Genomic DNA, 18903 nt, shown 5'->3' with positions numbered 1-18903 from the left:
CGGCAACCTCACCGCCGCCTACCTCTCCCTCACCGCCGCCCACCCCATGCCCCGCACCGGCAACCCCACCCGCTACTGGACCGCCCTCGTCGCCGCCGGAGAACTCCTCACCACCGCACCCCACCCCGACACCCGCATCACCTACGCCCTCACCACCTGCCGCGACCGCGCCCGCAAGGCCGCCGACACCTGAACGCCCCCACCGCCCGCGGGAATCCGGCCCGCCGCCGTGGATGATCCGGGCTCCGCGACTGGGCGGGACCGCCGGCGTACGGCAAGGTGCTCTCCGGCGGCGGCAAGCGCGCCGTCGTCCTGCTCGACCGCACCTCCAGCGCGCAGAACGTCACCGCCCGCTGGTCCGACCCGGACTCGTGACCCGTCGTCAGCTCGCGGGCGGGGGCGGCCGGTGGTGTCCTCCCGGCGGGCCCGGGCGGGCGGGCTGCGCACGGCGTTCGGCCCGAGTGTCGGTGGCGGGTTCTAGGGTGGCGGGATGGACGAGTATGCGGTGCCGGTCCTGCCGAGTCGGGACCTGGACGAGACCGTGGAGTTCTACTCCCGCCTGGGCTTCGAGCCGCGCGGGCGCTGGGACGCGAGCGGGCAGCGGGACGGGGACGACGGGCGGCAGGGCGGGGGCGACGGGCGGGGCGGCTATCTGATCCTCGTCCGGGGCACGGTCGAACTGCACTTCCGCCACGAGCCCGGGGTGGATCCGCTGGCCACGGCCGGCAGCTGCTACCTGCGGGTGCGGGACGCGGACGCGCTGCACCGCGCGTGGGAGCGCCTTCCGGTGGCCGCCGACGCGGCCACCGGCAGCCGGCTGATGCCGGTGACCGCCACCGCCTACCGGATGCGGGAGTTCGCGCTCGTCGACCGCAGCGGGAACCTGCTGCGGATCGGCAGCCCGAGCGCGCCACGGTAGGCCGGGGCGGACCTTTCCGCCGGGAAGCCGGGGGTGCCCGGCGCGACGAAGGGGTGTGGGTGCACGGGAAAAGGGGGGTGCCCGCCGCGACCCCCGTGCGGCGGGTACCCCCCCGGCATGGCCGTGGCGGTCGGTGACGGCCGGTGGCGGGCCGTCAGGGCGGACCGTCAGGGGCGGTCGAGAGTGATCGAGTTGATCGGGCCCAGGTCGTAGTAGACGCCGTTCTGGGCGGCGATGTCGTAGACGCAGTCGGCGCCGCCCGAACCGCGGCACAGGTGCGCGTGGGCCCCGCCGGACTGGTTGTTCAGGACCCAGTGGTTGCCGTACTGGTTGCTCAGGTTGTGGGCGCCGTAGCTCCAGTAGACGTTGCTGGGGGAGGACGCCGGGTTCTGGTTCTGCGGGTAGATGCAGACCGCGCCGTATGGGCAGCCCGCCCAGGAACCGTCCGCGGCACCGGCACTGCCGGTGCCCATCGCGGTCAGGGCGGCGGTGGCGAGACCGAGGGCGGCGATGGCGTGGGTGATCCTGCGCATGGGGTGGCACTCCCTTGGCTGGTGCGAAGCCCGGCGATCGGCCGGACCGGTGCTCGTCAGCCTAGGAACGCGGCCGCCGCGGCGGTCCCTGACATCTGACAGGGGCGCGCCTGCTTGCCGCGAGCCGCCTCACCTGCCGCCCCGTCCCGCCCGGGCCCGAGCCGGCCGGGGTCTCACCCGGCGGCCTCACCCGGCGGCCACCCCCGGGGTGAGGCGCAGCCGCTCCGGGCGGGCCGGCGCACGCCTGAGCTCGGCGGGCAGCAGGTCGCGGCGGGCCTGCCAGGCGAGCAGCCGCACCCGGGCCTGCTCGTCCCGCTCGTGCGCGCTCTCGTCCCCGGCGGACGAGAGGCCCGCCTCGCGGAGCAGCACGCGGGTCGGGCGGTCCTCGCCGCCGGGCAGGACGTCCAGCACGCAGAACCACGAGCCGGGCGGGAAGACCACCTCCGGATCCCCGTCCTCCGCGATCACCGACGTGCGGCGGCCGGTGGCCGACCAGACCAGGAACTCCACCGACACGTCCGGCGCGAGGTCGGCCTCCGACGTCCCCACCACCGGGGCGGGCTCCGTCAGCACCACGCCCGGCACGTAGTGGCGCAGTACCTCCGCACCGGCGTCGGCGCCCAGCAGCACGGCGCCCCGGTGGTTGGGCAGGCGGCGCAGCCCGGACCCCAGACAGGCCAGGTACGGCTCCAGCGGGCCCGGGCCGGGCCGGCGGGCGGCCTCGACCAACTCGGCGCGGTGCACCGGGATCCCGGTGTCGGCATGGTGCAGGTAGACCGCCGCGAGATCGTCCTTCAGGTCGTCCAGGGCCTGCGAGCGCAGTGCCGGCAGCCGCAGGGCGACCTGCTCGGCCCGGCTGGCGTAGCGGTGGAAGTGCGAACCGAGCAGCGCCCGGAACGCGGCCCGCTCCGCGGCGGTGGACGGCCGCCCGGCGACCAGGGCGCCGTCAGGGGGGATCAACCGCGACGGGGGCGCGGGCTCGGACGAGGGCGCGGGCTCGGACGGGGGCGCCTCGGCCGGGTCGTCGGGGGCGGCCTGCGCCGCAGGCTCCGGGACGGAGGCGGGACCGCAGTCCGGGCCGGATACCGGGGTGGGGTCGGGGGCGGGGTCCGGACCGGGGTCCGAGGTGGGGTCGGGGACGGCGGTCGTGCCCTGCGGGTCCTGCGCGGTGGGGGAGTCGGCGGTATCGGGGTCGGCGGGGTCGGCGGGGTCGGCGGGGTCGTCGTCCTCGGGCAGCGGGGTGACACGGCCGGCGGGCGTCGGCGCCGGGGCGTGGAGGCCCGGGAGGTCGACGGGCTGGGGCCCGGAGGAGGAGGTGGTGCCGAGCCCCTGGGCGGCGGTCGGGGTCGCCGGCTCGGGCAGTGGGGCGACGCGGCCGGTGGGCGGGGCGGCCGTCGGGGCGTGCGGGGCCGGGGAGTCGGCGGGGCCGGCCGCCGGGCCGGGGGGAAGCGGGCGGTGGGCGGCCGGGCGGGCCGTCTCCCGGACCGGGTCGGAGGGGACGAGCAGGTGCGGGGTCGCGCCCGGGGCGGTCAGTGCGGACAGCAGGCCGTCCAGGACGGCGCGCACCTCCGCCGGGACCGTGCGGTCGGAGAAGCCCGCGATGAGCAGCGGGTGGGCCGGGTCCGGGTCGAGCAGCCGGGGGCCGACGTCCTGCGGCGGGTCCTCGGGGCGCAGCCACAGCCCGGCGGGGACCGCCTCCAGGCGCCAGCCCGCCAGCGGGGCGCGGTAGAGCGCCGGGCCGCAGGGCGCGGTGCCGTCGGGCAGGGGGCGCCAGGCGGAGGCGACGACGCGGCCCAGGCCGGGGGAGGCGGTCAGTTCGGTCAGCCACGGCTCCCAGGCCGCGGTGCCGTCGTCGGCCAGGACGCGGGAGGAGAAGCCGTCCGCGGTGCGCATCGGCAGGCCGACGGCGGCGCGGACGTCCCGGCCCAGTTCGGCCGCCAGGGCGCCGGCCAGCGTGACGAGTGCCGTGGTGGCGGCCCACGGCGCGCTGACCAGCAGGCCGGCGGGGCCGGGGCTCGAGTGGCGCAGCCGGGCGGCGACGTCGGCGGCCGGGGGCAGGGGGGCGCCGGGGCGGCCGACGACCACGACCAGCGTGCCCGGCGCCGCGGCGGCCCCGGTCAGCGCCGCGGGCGGCCTGCCGGGGGCGTCCTCGCCGGGCAGCCAGTAGCCGCCCGGCAGCACGGTCACCAGGGGGTCGCCGTCGAGCGGGTCGCCGCCCGGGGACGGGTCGGGCCCGGCGGCGCCGGCGGGCGCCGCGGGACCGGGCACCGGGGCGGCGGGTGCCGGGAGGGTGGTGGCCAACGGGACGGTGGGTGCGGGGAAGACGGGCGCCGGGGCGGCGGCCACCGCGACGGCGGGCACCGGGGCGGCGGGCACCGGGGCGGCGGGGGCCGCCCAGGCGGCAGGCGCTGCCGGAACCTGCGTCGCCGCCGGAACCTGCGTCGCCTGTGCGGGTGCTTCCGCGACCTCAGGGTCCGGCGCCAACCGGCCCGTCGCCGTCGCCGTGCCCGTCTCCGTGCCCGTCTCCGTGCCCGGAGCGCCCGTCGCAGCCGCCGTCGCGGGCAGCGGCCACAGGGGCCCGAGGCGGCGGGTGCGGCCGGTCGGGGTGCACAGCCACCAGGAGGACGAGCCGTCGTCGTCGCTGCCGGTGGTGAGCAGGGTTCCGTCGGGGCGCAGGGTGACGAGTCCGTCGGGTGCCACGATGCTGGTGGCGGCGAGTTCGGCGAGCTGCTGGGCGGGGCGGCGTCCGCCGCCGGGGTCGGTGGCGAGGTTGGAGGCGGCCAGGACGAGGGTGGCGGCGTTGCGGGCGGCGGCGGTGCGGGCCAGTTCGTCCAGCCGTCCGAGCAGGACGGGCTGCGCGTCGGCGGCGGCGGCCAGCACGGTGACGGTGCCGATGACGGCGGGCAGCGCGGCCAGGGCGTCGGCGAGTTCGGTGGGCAGCGCCGCCGGGCCCGGGGCGCCGGGGGCGATGACGAAGTGCGGTCCGACTTCGTGCAGCGTCGCGGGCGCGGGGTCGGGCGCCGGGTCGGCCTGGGGGGTGGCGCGGTGGCGGGTCAGCCAGCGTCGTGCCGGTACGGCTTCGGCGCTCATCGCCCCGTCCTCCCCTCGCCGCTGCCGCCGCCGCTGCCGCCGGTGCCGCCACTGCCGCCGGTGCCGCCACCGTCGCCGTCGTCGACGAGCGCGGTCTGCACCTGCACCGTGCGGCGCCGGGTGATGTGCAGGGCCCGCCCGGGCGGGAGGGTGCGGGGCTTGGTGTTGCCGAACAGGAAGCCCTCGCTGGGCGGGCAGGACAGCAGCAGCGCCGGGGTGTTGACCTCCTCCAGCTTGCGCAGCAGCTGGTCCGAGGAGGCCCGCCCGATGCCGTTGGCGCTGCGGGCCACGATCAGGTGCAGGCCCAGTTCGGCGCCCTGCGCCAGGTAGTCCAGCAGCGGCGCGAACGGGTGGGCGGCCATCCCGCCGCCGGAGCCGGCGACCAGCTCGTAGTCGTCGACCAGGATGAACAGTTCGGGGCCCTCCCACCAGTCCCGCAGCCGCAGCCGCTCCGGCGCGATGTCCGCGCCGGGCAGCCGGTTGGCCATCGCCCGTGCCGCGCCGTCGACGATCTGGCGCAGCACGTCCACGGCGACCGCGTGCCCCAGCCGGTACTCCTCGGGCACCGCGCCCTGCAGCACCCGGCGGTAGTCGACCAGCATGATGCGGGCCTGGTCGGGCCGGTAGGCGCCGGTGATGCCCGCGGCGACGAGCTTGAGCAGGTTGGTCTTGCCCGACTCACTGTCGCCGACCACCACCAGGTGCGCGGAGTCCTCGAAGTCGTGCCACAGCGGGGCCATCGAGACGTCCTGGAGCCCCAGCGGGACGCGCAGCCGCCCTTCGGGGGCGGGCAGCGTGGCGGCGGGCAGGTGCAGCGGCAGCATCCGGACCTCGGGGGCGCGCGGGCCCGTCCAGTGCTCGGCGACGGCGTCGACCAGGTCGGCGACGCCCTCGCCGAGGTCCTCGGTGCTGCCGTTGCCGTCCAGGCGGGGCAGCGCGGTCAGGAAGTGCAGCTGCTCGCCGGTCAGGCCGCGGCCGGGGACCTTCGGCACGGTCGCCGCGATCCGCATGCCGATCGCGGAGTCGACCGGGTCGCCCAGCCGCAGCTCGAAGCGGGTGCCCAGCAGGTCGCGCAGCGCACCGGTGACCTCGCCCCAGCGGGTGGTGCCCACGACCAGGTGGATGCCGTAGTTGAGGCCGCGCTGGGCGATCAGCGTCAGCGCGGGCGCGAGGTCCGCGAACTCCTGGCGCACGGTGTTCCAGCCGTCGACCACCAGGAACACGTCCCCGTGCGGCTCATCGGGCAGCTCGCCCGCCGCCAGCGCCCGCCGGAACGCCGCCACCGAGTCGATGCCCAGCTCGGCGAAGCGCAGCTCGCGCCGGGCCAGGATCGCGTTGACCTCCGCGACCGTGCGCACCACCCGCTCCGGGTCGTGCCGCCCGGTGACCGCGCCCACGTGCGGCAGGCCGCGCAGCGAGGACAGCGTGCCGCCGCCGAAGTCCAGGCAGTAGAACTGCACTTCGCGCGGGGTGTGGGTGAGCGCCAGAGCGGTCACCAGGGTGCGCAGCAGCGTCGACTTGCCGCTCTGCGGCCCGCCCGCGATGCCGACGTGGCCGCCCGCGCCGGACAGGTCGGCGGTGAGCAGGTCGCGCACCTGGTGGAACGGTCGGTCGATCACCCCGACCGGCACCTGCAGGGTGCCCCGGCCCGCGTCGGTCTCGGTGGTCAGCCCGTACGCGGGGTGCGCCGCCAGCGGCGGCAGCAACTGGTCCAGCGTCGGCGGCACGCCCAGCGGCGGCAGCCACACCTGGTGGGCGGGCGGCCCCGCGTCGACGAGCCTGTCGGCGGCCAGCGCGAGCAGGCTGCGGCTCTCCTCGGCGGCCTCCGCCTCCGGCTCCTCGGGCACCGCGACGACCTGACGCGGCGCCACGTACCCCGTCCCGTACGGGGCGACCTGCCCGGCCGCGGCCTGCTGGCGCGCGGCGGCGGGCCGCGGCGCCCGGTAGGGGCCGGAGACGTACGCGGCCTTGAACCTCGTCAGCGTGGCGATGTCGCTGCGCAGGAACCCGTTGCCGGGCTGCGAGGGCAGCTGGTACGCGTCGGGCACCCCCAGCACGCCCCGGCTCTCCATCGCCGAGAACGTCCGCAGGCCGATCCGGTACGACAGGTGCGACTCCAGGGCGTGCATCCGGCCCTCGTCCAGGCGCTGCGAGGCCAGCAGCAGGTGCACACCCAGCGACCGGCCCAGCCGGCCGATCATGATGAACAGGTCCATGAAGTCGCGGTGCGCGGCCAGCAGTTCGCTGAACTCGTCGACCACCACGAACAGCGTCGGCAGCGGCTCCAGCGGCGTGCCGCCCGCCCGGGCCGTCTCGTAGTCCAGCAGCGAGCTGTAGTTGCCCGCCGAGCGCAGCAGCTCCTGGCGGCGCACCAGCTCACCGTGCAGCGCGTCGCGCATCCGGTCCACCAGCGCGGCCTCGTCGGCCAGGTTGGTGATCACCGCCGAGGTGTGCGGCAGCCGGTCCAGGCCCAGGAACGTCGCACCGCCCTTGAAGTCCACCAGGACGAAGTTCAGCACCTCGGAGGAGTGCGTCATCGCCAACGCCAGCACCAGCGTGCGCAGCAGCTCCGACTTGCCCGACCCGGTCGCGCCGATCAGCATCCCGTGCGGGCCCATGCCGCCCTGCGCCGACTCCTTGATGTCCAGCTCCACCGGCGTGCCGTCACCGGCGATGCCCAGCGGCACCCGCAGCCGGTCGGCGATCCCGCGCCGCGCCCAGCTGTCCGCCACGTCGTGCCGGTGCAGATCCCGGATGCCCAGCAGCGACGCCAGGTCGAAGTCGCCCGCCAACGGCTCCCCGGCCTCCACCTGGTCCCCGATCCGGTACGGCGCCATCAGCGCGGCCAGGCGACGCGCGGCCGGCAGCGACAGCGCGTCCGGCCGGCCCAGATCGGTCACCTCGTCCTGGTGGTTGCGGTCGGCCCCCACCATCGCCAGCCGCCCCTCCTCGATCCGCAGCCGCAACCGGTGCCGCAACGGCTTCCACTCCAACGCCTCACCCAGGTCCAGCAGCACCGCGTTGCGCCAACCCGCCAACGCCGCCCGGCCGCCCGGCGCCGCCGCCACCCCGTCCAGCACGATCACCGTGAACGGCTCGTCCCGGCCCGGCTGCGCCTCCGGCTCCCACGGCCCGCGCCCCGCGAACTCCGCCCCCAGCACCTGCTCCAACTCCACCAGCGACCCCGCCACCAGCCGCACCGGCCCCAGCGCGTCACTGTCCACCGGGTGCAGCGCGTGCGGCAGCCACTTCGCCCACTCCCACCGCTGCCGGTGCTCCGCGTCCGCCACCACCGCGATCCGCAGCTCGTCCGGGGCGTGGAACAGCGCCAGCTGCGCCAGCATCGCCCGCACCAGCGCCCGCGCCGCCTCCCGGTCGTCACCGCGCAGCAGCACCTGGGCGTACCCGCGCACGTACACCGCGATCGGCTGGTCCGCCACCGTGCCGTAGGCGTGGATGAACCGGCGCAGCGCGTGCGCGCACAACGGCTCCAGGTCCTCCACCGGCTTGGTCGACAACGGCGCCAGCCGCACCGCCAGCCGCTGGTGCCCCACCCCGATCCGCACGTCGCCGAAGTCCGGATGCGCACTGCGCCGCTCCCACAGCCGCGAGGTGCGCACCAGCGACGCCACCGCCCCCGGCGCCGGATGACGCCAGGCCAGCGCCTCCTGCTGACGCACGATGTGCCCGCGCACCTGACGGCGGATCTGCGACAGGTAGCGCAGGTAGTCGCGCCGCTCCGCCCGCAACTCCCGCTTGCGGTCACTGGAGCCGCGGATCAGCTGCGTCACCAGCATGCCCACCGCCGACAGGCCCATCATGCCCATCGCCACGTAGCCCAGGACCCCGCCGCCCTCACCCGGGCGCAGGAACACGAACACCATCGACAGCGAACTCAACGCCATCGGCGCCATCGAGATCACGCTCGACATGCCGCTCTGCGACTCCGGCAGCACAGGCGGCTCCTGCAACTGGATCTCGCCGTCGGGCATCGCCGGGCCGGGACGGCGCGGCGGACGGTCGACCAGCACCACACTCAACGAAGGGCTCCTCGCGCCGGAAGGACGGCAGCACAGGCCCCGCCGTCCGGGGCGCCGTCCGCCCAGGACCACGGACGGCGCCCCGCCCCGGGTTCACCACCGGCCCGGACCCGCCCGCACCGCGGTGAACCCGCCACCCCCCGCCGCCCGTGCCTGAAAGCGGGGCACCCACACACGCGGGACGGCCCACCGGGTCGTACGAACGTGAGGAGAAGCGTGAACGGGAGTGCCAACGGGGCCGCCGTCGCCGGACTGTGCCGACTGAGGTTCCGCACACCCGAGGCGGTGTTCGAACTCGCCGTGCCCGCCGACATCCCCCTGGCCGACCTGCTGCCGGCCGTCCTCGCCCACGCCGGCACCGACCTCGACGAACAGGGCGTCGAACACGACGGCTGGATCCTCCAACGCCTCGGCCACCCGCCCCTGGACGAGGAACTCGGCGCCGACGCCCTCGACCTGCACGACGGCGACGAACTCCACCTGCGCCCACGCCGCGAAGCCCTCCCCGAGGTCCACTACGACGACCTCGCCGACGGCCTCGCCACCGGTATGCGCGAACGCCCCGACACCTGGCGCCCCGCCCTCACCCACCACAGCGCCCTCACCCTGGCCGTCACCGCCCTGGCCGGCGGCGCCGCCCTCCTGCTCCTGCCCGGACCCGCCCCCGCCCGCGCCGCAGCCGCCGCCGTCACCGCCCTGCTCCTGCTGCTCGGCGCCCTCAGCGCCTCCCGCGCCGTCGGCGACGCCGGCGCCGGCACCGCCCTCGGCGCCACCGCCGTGCCCTACCTCGCCCTGGCCGCCGCCCTGCTCACCACCGGCACCGGACCCTCCGCCACCGGAGCACGCCTGCTCGCCGGCGGCTGCGCCGGCGCCGGAGCCGCCGTCCTCGCCATGGCCGCCGTCGGCTGCTCCGCGCCCCTCTTCCTCGGCCTGGTCCTGCTCGCCCTGCACGTCACCGCCGCCGGCGCCCTCCTGCTCGCCGGACTGGGCACACCCGCCACCGCCGCCGCCCTCGCCGTCGCCCCCGTCGCCACCGCCGCCTTCCTGCCCGGCCTGTGCTTCCGCCTGTCCGGACTGCGCCTGCCCGCCCTGCCCCGCAACGCCGACGAACTCCAGGAAGGCATCGAAGCCGTCCCCGCCGCCGCCGTCCGCTCCCGCAGCATCGTCGCCGACGGCTTCCTGACGGCCTTCCACCTCGCCCTCGCCCCCGTCCTCGCCCTGTGCCTGGCCACCCTGGCCGCCCAGGACGGCTGGGCCCCCACCGCCCTGACCTGCGCCCTGTCCCTGCTGCTGCTGCTGCACGCCCGCGGCATCGGCAGCATCCCCCAGCGCCTGGCCGTCCTCGTCCCCGGCGCCCTGGGCCCCGCCCTGCTCACCGCCCACCTCGCCCTCGGCCAGACCCCGGCCGCACGCCTGGGCCTGCTCGCCGCCCTGCTCGCCACCGCCGCCGTCCTGGCCACCGCCTCCTGGACGATCCCCGGCCGGCGCCTCCTGCCCTACTGGGGCCGCGCCGCCGACCTGCTGCACACCCTCGCGGCCGTCACCGTGCTCCCGCTCGCCCTCGCCGCCGCCGGCGCCTACCACGCGCTGCGCGCCATCGCCGGCTGACGGCCGCCCCCGCACCGCCACCGCGCCCCCGCGCGCCGACACCCGCGCACCACCGCACCCGCGCACCCGCGCCCGCAGAGGAACCCCGACGCCCCGCCCCGCGCGCGAGCGCGCCCGACGCCCCGCCACCGAGGAGAACCACGCCATGCAGTCGAAACGCGACCAGGTGCAGGCCCACCTGTTCGTGATGGGCCGCCTCGCCACCGGCATGCTCCGCGGCGAACCCGACGCCCCCGACACCCCCACCGGGCGCACCTCCCGCGGCACCGTCACCGGCATCCTCATCGCCGCCCTCGCCTGCCTGATCGCCGCCGTCTACGGCGTCCTCGTCCCCGGCGGCGCCACCGGCTGGAAGAAACCCGGCACCCTCGTCCTCGTCAAGGACAGCGGCGCCCGCTACCTCTACCTCGACGGCACCCTCCACCCCCTCCTCAACGAGACCACCGCCCGCCTCCTCACCGGCGACCAGCTCACCGTCGACCAGGTCAGCCTGCGCTCCCTCGCCGACACCCCCCGCGGCGCCCCCCTCGGCATCCTCGGCGCCCCCGACGGCCTGCCCGCACCCGAACGCCTCACCACCGCCCCCTGGCTCGCCTGCGCCACCCTGCGCCCCGGCCCCTCCGGCACCCGCCAACCCCAACTCGCCCTCGCCGTCGACCCCGCCGCCCACGGCACCGCCCTCACCGACCGCCAAGGCCTCCTCGTCACCGCCCCCGACGGCACCACCCACCTCCTCTGGCACGGCCGCCGCCTGCGCCTGGACACCCAGAACGGCGCCCGCCAGGCCCTCGGCCAGGCCGCCGCCACCGCCCAGCCCGTCACCCAGGCCTTCCTCAACGCCCTGCCCGCCGGCCCCGACCTCGCCGCCCCCGACATCGACCAACGCGGCACCCCCGGCCCCGACCTCGCCACCCGCCCCACCCGCATCGGACAACTCTTCACCGGCCCCGCCGGCGAGCCCTACCTGCTCACCCGCGCCGGCCTCACCCCCCTCACCCCCCTGGCCTTCGAACTGCTGCGCTACGACCCCCGCACCCAGCAGAGCGCCTACCAGGGCGACGCCGCCACCCCCGCCGCCGTGAACGCCGCCGACCTCGCCGCCCACAGCGCACCCCCCGCACCCGCCGCCACCGGCCTGCCCACCGCCCCGCCCGAACTCCTGACCGCCCCCCAGGGCCGCGACGTGTGCGCCGAACTGAGCCCCGGCGACCCCGCCCCGACCACCTCCGTCACCCTCCTCGACGACACCGCCGTCCAGGGCCCCGCCCCCACCGCCCAACCCGGCGTCGAGGCGCCCTGCGCCGGCGCCGACACCGTCACGGTGCGCCCCGGCGGCGGCGCCCTCGTGCGCGCCCTGTCCACCGCCGGCACCGGCACCACCCTCTACCTCGTCACCGACACCGGCGTGAAGTACCCGCTCGCCTCACCCGCCGTCGCCAAACAGCTCGGCTACGGCGGGGCCGCCCCGGCCGGCCTGCCCGCGGCCCTGCTCACCCTGCTGCCCACCGGCCCCAGCCTCGACCCGGCCGCCCTCACCGGCGCCCCCGCCACTCCCGCGCCGAACCCGGCCGCACCGGCCTGCCCGCGGTGAACCGGCCGCCGACACGGCGCCGTTGACCTGAAATGAACCCGGCATCCGCGCCGGGCCGACGGAGAGGAGCCCCCGATGGTGAACACCCTGCAGACAGAGGACGCGGTCGTCCGCCAGACCCTGGCGACCCTGCAAGGCCACATCGACACGATGCTCAGGGCCTGCACGAACATCGAGGACATCAACACCGAGGTCCACGACCACTTCCAGGCCGCCTGCAGCACCGCCTACCAGCAGAAGATCAACGACTGGACGACGCGCTACCGGCAGCTGCGGACCTCCTACGACACCTTCCAGCAGAGCTTCGCCGCCGGGCACCAGATCATCAGCACCGCCCACAACGAGGCCCTGGACATGGTCCACGGCACGAGCCCGTCCAGCCTCAGCCTGGACGTCAGCAACGGCCTGAACCCCAAGTAACACCGACCGCACAACCGACCCCACAACCGACCGCACCACCGACCGAAGGGCAGACGATGGCCGGGAACCTCGAACACCTCTTGCTCAACCACGCCAACATCGACGAGGCGGCCGACGCCCTGACCGCGTCCGGCAGCAGCATGCACGACGCCATGGAGAACCTCAGGGCCGCGCTCCAGAGCGCCGAGAACCAGCTCCAGGGCCAGCTCGCCACCGCCGCCAGCGACTTCCGCAAGATGCTCGACCTTCAGGAGTCGGAGATGACCAACGACATCACCGCCGCGGCCAACACCCTGCGCACCATGCACGGCCTGCTGCGCGACGCCGACGCGAACGCCGCCGCGGGCGTCGGCTGATGGCGACGCCGCCGCCCCCGAACTACGAGCACACCCTCAGCGTCAACAAGGACGACCTCCAGTACTTCGCGAACACGGAGATCGGCGGCCTGCTGGACGACCTGAACCAGAACCCCGGCTACAACGTGATGCAGCGCTACGCCGGGATGCTGGACGGCGGGGGCAACTCGCTGCTGGTGGGCAACAAGCTGTTCTTCGCCGACTCGATCGTCCTCGACTTCAAGAACCTGGCCACCGGCCTGGCCACCGACCTCGGCACCCTCAAGTCCCAGATGCGCCAGGCCCAGGTGAAGATCCAGCTGACGCTGACGATCATGGACGAGGCCCACGAGGAGGCCATGACGGCCGCCGAGATGATGGAGGTCCTCACCAAGGTGTCGACCGCCGCTCCTCCTCCCAAGACCAGCTGACCGCAGAAGAGTTGACCGTACAAGGCAGGTGGGTGGACTGATGGCCGGGACCTGGGAGCAGGTGCTCGCGTTCTTCGGGGGCGCGGATCAGAAGATCGTCGACAGGACCAAGGTCGCGGAGCTTCCCGCGGGGAGCAAGCCCTGGATCAGGCCGGACCTGGTCCAGAAGGGTACGTCGGGCGCCGGCTTCTACTACGGCACGGACGCCAACACCGGGCACACGGACATGGCCAAGGAGGGCGAGGCCAGGCCCGACGTGTGGTGGGCGTGGAACTACACCTTCAACAAGGTCGACCACTACGTCCTGATCGGGATCCCGGTCAACTACACGGACTGGGGCAACGACACCGACAAGCCGTTGTCCCAGTTCATCCACCAGCACGAGGGGATCCTCGGCCCGCTGGCGTCCGGCGGCGGCAACGGCACGGTCGACCCCCGGAGCCTGCGGGACGCAGCCCAGGGCCTGCGGGACGTGGGCACGTGGCTGGAGACCTGGTACCCGCGGGTGAAGAAGTGGGTCGACCTGATCGACGGCCCGGACAGCACCTGGCAGGGCGACGCGGCCGGCGAGTTCAAGATGCTGCTCAAGCGGTACGCGCTGGAGCTGGAGTCCATGCGCCTCCAACTCGACACGGTGAAGCACCCGGCGGACCTGGAGGCGGCAGCCGACCAGATCCCGAAGACGGTCACCGGCCTCTACACCGTCCACAAGGGGTGGTGGGACTCCGGGGAGCTGTGGCCCTCCCACGCCATCTACCAGGCGCTGGCCGAGGAGATGACGGGCAAGTCGCCGACGTTCGACGCCAACGGCCAAGTGACGTCCATCCTCTCCGCATCGCTCGGCGACGCCACCCAGGACGCCTTCTACGCCAAGCTGGAGCAGAAGGCGAAGCAGAAATGGCTGGACAGCGTCGTCAAGTACCTCGACAAGCGGCAGGCAGGCGGGGCCGATCCGACGGACGCCCTGAACACCGCCTACAAGCAGCTGGTCACGGACTTCGGCCGCGGCTACGTCAACATCAGCCTGGACCTGCCCACCGCGGCGCCGCCCGGCCCGGGGACGGGCGACGGCACCGGCGGTGACGGCAAGGGCGGCGCCGGCGGCGACGGCAAGGGCGGCTCCGGCAACCTCGACCTGGGCGGCGGCGCGGGCGGCGGGGGTGGCGGCGCCGGCAGCAAGTTCGACCTGGGCGGCGGCGCCGGGGGCGCCGGCGGCGGCAAGGGCGGCGACTCCAAGACCCACCTTCCGCCGCCGCCCCCGGTCATCGGGGCCGGCGGCGGTGGCGGCGGGGGCCTCGGCCTCGGCGGTGGCGAGGGCACGCCGATCCTCGACAAGGACCACAAGCCCGTCCTGGGCGCCGACAAGAAGCCGGTGCTGCTGCCCCCGGGCGGCTACATCGGCAAGGACGGCCAGGTGTACGACGCCAACGGCCAGAAGGTGATGGGCAAGGACGGCAAGCCGGTGGTCGTCCCGCCGGGCTCGGACGTCCCGCCGGGTACCGGCGGCGGCATCTACGGGCAGAACGCGAAGGTGCCCAAGGGCTCCAAGGTCCGCGACGACGGGACGGTGGTCGGGCCCGACGGCAAGGAGGTGCTGGACCGCGACGGCAACCCGGTGGTGCTGCCCAAGGACGGGTCCATCGCCGCCGACGGCACGCTGCTCGACTCGACCGGCCGCCCGGTCTCCGACATCTCCCAGCGCTACACCGACCGCCAACACGCGGTCGACCTGATGGTCGGCAGCGGTGGCAGCGGCGGCAGCGGTGGCGCAGGGGCCGGGAGCGGAGGCGGCATCCGCCCGCCGGCCACCGGTTCCGACTGGAAGCTGGACCTCGGGTCCTCCTTCGGCGACTACGGCTCCGGCTCCGACTGGTCGTCGGGCTCCGGGGCGGGCTCCGGCGCCGGTGCCCTGCCCTCGTACGCCAACCTCTTCGGCGGCGCCGGCGCAGACACCGGGGGCGCGGGCGGCACGGGCTCGGGCTCCGGCGGCCTGCCCCGGCTGGTCGGCTCCGGCGGCGGGCTCAGCCCGCGGGCCATCGAGAACAGCGGCGGGCTGGCCCCCGGCGGCAAGACGGCGGCCGCCGCGGCCGCCGAGGCCGCCGCCGCGAAGGAGGCCGCCATGCAGAAGGCCTCCGCGATGGCCGCCGAGGATGCGGCCGCGATGCGGGGCCGCTCGGTGTCCACCAGCGGCGGGATGCCGATGATGCCGCCGATGGGCGGCGGCATGGGCGGCGGCATGGGGGCCGGCCAGGGCGAGAAGGACCGCCAGCGCACCACCTGGCTGGCCGAGGACGAAGAGGTGTGGGGCACCGAGACCGGTGCGGTCAACGGTGTGATCGGCCGCTGAGCGCAGCGGCCCGGCGGCAGGAGGCGGCGCCCCGCCAGGGCGCCGCCCCCGGACCAGGAACGGAGAAGGCATGTCGTACTCGTTCGAGGACCAACTCAACCAGGCCATGGCCTCGTTGGAGGAGCAGAAGGAGAGGCTGGCCGAGTCGACGCGCAGGATGCAGGCGATGACCGCCGAGGCCAGGAGCAAGGACCGGATGGTCACCGCGAAGGTCGGCCCCCAGGGCGAGGTGCTCGCGCTGAGCTTCCACACCACCGCCTACCAGTCCATGGCGCCGGCCGAACTCGGCGCCGTGCTGAAGGACGTCCTCAACGAGGCCAAGGCCCGGATGGGCGAGCGGATCACCGCCGAGATGCGCGGCTTCGAAGGCGTCGGCGAGACGCTGCGGATGAACTTCACCGGCGAACGCGGCGACGAGGACCCGTTCGGAGTCGGCGGCGCCCTGGACCTGGACGCGCTGCTCGCCCCGCTCACCGCGATGCGCCCCGGCGCCGACCGGACCGTCAAGTCCCGCAAGCAGGAGGAGTTCAATGGCTAGGACGCTGCGCAAGGAGGAGGGCCTCAAGCAGGCGTTCGCCAACTTCGACGACGTGGCCGCCCTGATCGAGAAGGTCAACACGGAGATGGAGGACATCAACGCGAAGAACGTCAAGGCCGGCGGCGGCGACGACATCGGCAAGCAGTACCACGAGAAGATCGACAAGCCGACCTCGGACCTGTACGCGCTGACCACGCAGATCCGCAACAAGCTGAAGGCGATGTCCGCCCACGGCCAGGGCACCGCCGACCTCTTGGACGCCGCCGACGAACACGGCCGCGAACTGGTGTGAACCGCCTCCGCTAGGGCCCGGCCCCGGTCCCGCCGTCCGCCCTCGCCGCCCCCCGCACCCCCGTACCACCAGCCCCGCCTCCGGAGGCCCCCGCGCCATGTCCCACTCGTCCATCCACGTGTCCCCGGGCGTGGCGCAGTTCTTCCACATCATCAGCGGCATGCCCTGGCCGGAGAGCGACGAGGGGCTGCTGCGCGACGTCCGGGACGACTACCTCGCACTGGCCGGGGACCTGCCGAAGCTGAGCGAGTACATCCTCGACGCGGTGAAGACCTGCAACACGAGGATCGAGGGCGAGGCCGCCAAGGCCTTCCAGAAGGAGTGGGGGCGGTTCACCAGCTCCGACCCGGCCACCGACCCCCTGCGCAACGCCGCCGACCTCTGCACCCAGCTGGCCGAGCTGGCCGGCAAGGTCGCCAACACCGTCGAGTACACCAAGTGGATGGCGATCGGTCAGCTCGTCCAGCTGGTCATCGAGATCGCCTTCGCCATCGCCTGGTCCGTGTTCACCGGCGGCGCCTCCCTGGTGCAGCTGGAGTGGCAGAAGATCCTGACCCGGCAGTTCCTCATCCAGCTGCTGAAGAAGCTCGCGCAGCTGATCGCCATGCACACCTTCGGCGGCGTCGTCGGCGGCCTGATCATGGACGCCATCATCCAGGGCATCCAGTTCGACCACGGCGACCGGCACGAGTGGGACAAGGACCTCACCAAGCAGGCGGCGATCTTCGGCGCGATCAGCGGGGCGATCGGCGGGCCGCTGAACCTGCTGGGCGAGGGCCTGGGCAAGCTGCTCGGCCCCCGCCTGGCCAAGCTGTTCGTGGAGAGCGCCCTCAACGACGTCATCAAGGGGCTCGCCGGGGGAGCCCTCAAGGGCATCGGCAAGGACCTCGGCGAGGGCGCCGCGGCCGGCGCCCTCAAGGGGACGGCCAAGGAACTGGCCGAGAGCGTGGCGAGCGGATCCCTCAAGGGGGCGGGCAAGGACCTCGGCGAGGGCGCCGCGGCCGGCGCCCTCAAGGGGGCGGGCAAGGGGGCCGGCGAGGAGGCCGGCCGGGGCTTGGGCCACCTGCTCGGGGACGAGGCGGCCGAACGGTTCGCCAGAGGCATCACCACGCTCCTGAAGGAGAACGCCCAGTACCTGTCCAAGGGCTTCAAGGGCGGACGCAAGGTGGGCGCCGCGACCGGCGAGAAGTTCGTCCGCCAGCTCGGCGACCTCTTCGACAAGGAACTCGGCGAGGAGATCGGCCACAAGCTCGCCCGGGAGATGGGCGAGCAGATCGGCAAGCAGTTCGCCGAGCACTCCCTCAAGACGGTGATGAAGGAGAGCAGCAGGGAAGCGCTCAAGGAGAGTTTGGAGAACCTCGCCAAGGACGGCGGCAAGGTCGCGCTCACGCCCGAGCTCAAGCTGCTGGTCGACAAGATTCCCGAACTCGCGGGCAGCGTCAACAAGATGAACCGGATGTTCCACCTCGGACACGTCCTGGGCAGCCAGTTCGAGTCGGGCATCAACCAGTACCTCACCGAGGGCATCTACAACACGATCTACAACGGCGAGTGGCACGCCAGCGGAATGAGCTTCCTCGGCGGCTTCATGATGGGCGGGATGCGCCACATGATCATGGGCCTCGCCTCGCCGCTGACCCTGCGGTACGCGGACTTCGTCCGCGGCCTGGAGAGCTCCCGGATCACCGACGGGTCCGGCCCGAACTACGGCCTGACCCACCCGCTGACCATCCTGTCGGTGATCAGCAACCTGGGCGGCCACTCGGCGCCCTTCCCGGTGCCCCGGCTCGGGCACATCGACCAGATCGCCGGGACGCACCTGTCGGGCGGCGACGGCGCCTCGATCAAGTCGGGCGCCTCGCTGTCCGGCTCGACCCTCCTCGGATCCGGGAACCACCGGGAGGAGAACGGCGACGGCGTCCTCGCCGACCCCAAGGGCAAGACCAGCTTCAACTCCTCGGTCGACGGCGGATGGGACCCGAAGGCCCCCGCCCGGCCCGTCGAGACGCAGTCCCGTGGCGACGAGCGGACGACCGCCGACACGCCGCCGAAGTCCACGACGGCGCCCGGCGACCGGGAAGCCCCCGTCACCCCGCCCGTGCCCCGGAAGACGGGCGGCGGGCCCGGGACCACCGAGTCCGGCAACACCGGCGCGGGCACACCCAAGGCCGCGACCAAGGCCGGGAACCAGGGCCCCGGGAACCAGGCGAACCAGGGCGAACGCGGCACCACCGCGACGTCCTCCGCCGACGCGAACGGCCGCGACGGCGCCGTCAAACCCCAGCCGCAGCAGAGCAGGCCCGACCCGGCGCGCCGCACCACGGTCGTCGACGCGCACAACGAACCGCCCCTGCACGAGCCCTCGACCTCGACCGACGGCGGCCCCGGGGGAGCGGGCCGGCACCCCGCCGGCACGGAAACCGGCCCGCAGCCGCAGGAGAACACCGCCCACCGGAGCCCGGCCGCCTCGCCGCCGCCGGTCCGCACCAGCGCCGGCGGCCCCGGCGACGGCACCGCGCCTGCTGCGCCCGGTCACCCGGACCCGAACGGCCCGGCCCCGAAGGCCCCGGACGGCCCGGGCCCCGACCCGAAGACCCCGAAGACCCCGGACCCGAAGACCACCGACCCGAAGACCCCCGACCCGAACGGCCAGGACGCGAACCGCCCGGACCCGCAGGGCCCCGTGCCGCCGGCCACCCCGCCGCGCGACCCCGAGCCCGGCGGCCCCACCGGCCCGCACACCCCCGACGGCCCCGACG

General features: G+C 75.0%; 12 protein-coding genes and 2 pseudogenes. 11 read left to right on the top strand and 3 right to left on the bottom strand.

Going from position 1 to position 18903, the window contains the following annotated elements:
- Nucleotides 1–193, top strand: a pseudogene (locus IF30_RS0137420) (hypothetical protein); the annotation flags it as partial.
- A 297-nt stretch (nucleotides 194–490) separates the two neighbouring features.
- A complete protein-coding gene (locus IF30_RS0137410; protein WP_030246992.1) occupies nucleotides 491–919 on the top strand; it encodes a bleomycin resistance protein in 429 nt (142 codons plus the stop codon).
- A 167-nt stretch (nucleotides 920–1086) separates the two neighbouring features.
- Here IF30_RS0137410 and IF30_RS0137405 read toward each other — a convergent pair whose 3' ends face one another.
- The 3 genes from IF30_RS0137405 to eccCa all read right to left on the bottom strand — a co-directional run bounded on the left by IF30_RS0137405 (nucleotide 1087) and on the right by eccCa (nucleotide 8582).
- Nucleotides 1087–1452 carry a hypothetical protein gene (locus tag IF30_RS0137405; protein ID WP_030246991.1) on the bottom strand — a complete coding sequence of 122 codons (366 nt, stop codon included), beginning with the start codon at nucleotides 1450–1452 and terminating at the stop codon, nucleotides 1087–1089.
- 186 nt (nucleotides 1453–1638) lie between these two features.
- The gene (locus IF30_RS0137400) at nucleotides 1639–4542 is read right to left on the bottom strand and encodes a hypothetical protein (RefSeq protein ID WP_030246989.1); all 2904 of its coding nucleotides are present in this window, start codon (nucleotides 4540–4542) and stop codon (nucleotides 1639–1641) included.
- A complete protein-coding gene (gene eccCa, locus IF30_RS0137395) occupies nucleotides 4539–8582 on the bottom strand; it encodes a type VII secretion protein EccCa (RefSeq protein ID WP_234322986.1) in 4044 nt (1347 codons plus the stop codon). Before eccCa ends, IF30_RS0137400 begins: the two co-directional genes overlap by 4 nt.
- 216 nt (nucleotides 8583–8798) lie before the next feature.
- Between eccCa and eccD the strand changes: the two genes are divergently transcribed.
- The 9 genes and pseudogenes from eccD to IF30_RS42585 all read left to right on the top strand — a co-directional run.
- Complete coding sequence (eccD, locus tag IF30_RS0137390; protein ID WP_037902546.1) at nucleotides 8799–10190, top strand: type VII secretion integral membrane protein EccD; 1392 nt, start codon at nucleotides 8799–8801, stop codon at nucleotides 10188–10190.
- A 145-nt stretch (nucleotides 10191–10335) separates the two neighbouring features.
- On the top strand, nucleotides 10336–11781 hold the full coding sequence (eccB, locus tag IF30_RS0137385; RefSeq protein WP_030246986.1) for a type VII secretion protein EccB: 1446 nt from the start codon (nucleotides 10336–10338) through the stop codon (nucleotides 11779–11781).
- A gap of 75 nt (nucleotides 11782–11856) precedes the next feature.
- A complete protein-coding gene (locus IF30_RS0137380; RefSeq protein ID WP_030246985.1) occupies nucleotides 11857–12201 on the top strand; it encodes a hypothetical protein in 345 nt (114 codons plus the stop codon).
- Nucleotides 12202–12257: 56 nt separating this feature from the next.
- Complete coding sequence (locus tag IF30_RS0137375; protein WP_030246984.1) at nucleotides 12258–12557, top strand: hypothetical protein; 300 nt, start codon at nucleotides 12258–12260, stop codon at nucleotides 12555–12557.
- On the top strand, nucleotides 12557–12967 hold the full coding sequence (locus IF30_RS0137370) for a hypothetical protein (RefSeq protein ID WP_030246983.1): 411 nt from the start codon (nucleotides 12557–12559) through the stop codon (nucleotides 12965–12967). The genes IF30_RS0137375 and IF30_RS0137370 overlap by 1 nt, the downstream gene beginning before the upstream one ends.
- Nucleotides 12968–13007: 40 nt before the next feature.
- A complete protein-coding gene (locus IF30_RS50460; RefSeq protein ID WP_030246982.1) occupies nucleotides 13008–15314 on the top strand; it encodes a hypothetical protein in 2307 nt (768 codons plus the stop codon).
- Nucleotides 15315–15384: 70 nt separating this feature from the next.
- Nucleotides 15385–15852, top strand: a complete 468-nt coding sequence (locus IF30_RS0137360) for a YbaB/EbfC family nucleoid-associated protein (protein WP_030246981.1) — start codon at nucleotides 15385–15387, stop codon at nucleotides 15850–15852.
- Nucleotides 15845–16144: a hypothetical protein gene (locus tag IF30_RS0137355; RefSeq protein WP_030246978.1), complete on the top strand. Its 300-nt coding sequence runs from the start codon at nucleotides 15845–15847 to the stop codon at nucleotides 16142–16144. The genes IF30_RS0137360 and IF30_RS0137355 overlap by 8 nt, the downstream gene beginning before the upstream one ends.
- A 97-nt stretch (nucleotides 16145–16241) precedes the next feature.
- A pseudogene (locus IF30_RS42585) lies at nucleotides 16242–18903 on the top strand (hypothetical protein); the annotation flags it as partial.

Source organism: Streptomyces sp. NRRL S-350 (assembly GCF_000719705.1).
Taxonomy (GTDB): domain Bacteria; phylum Actinomycetota; class Actinomycetes; order Streptomycetales; family Streptomycetaceae; genus Kitasatospora.
This window is presented reverse-complemented; position numbering and strand designations above follow the sequence as displayed.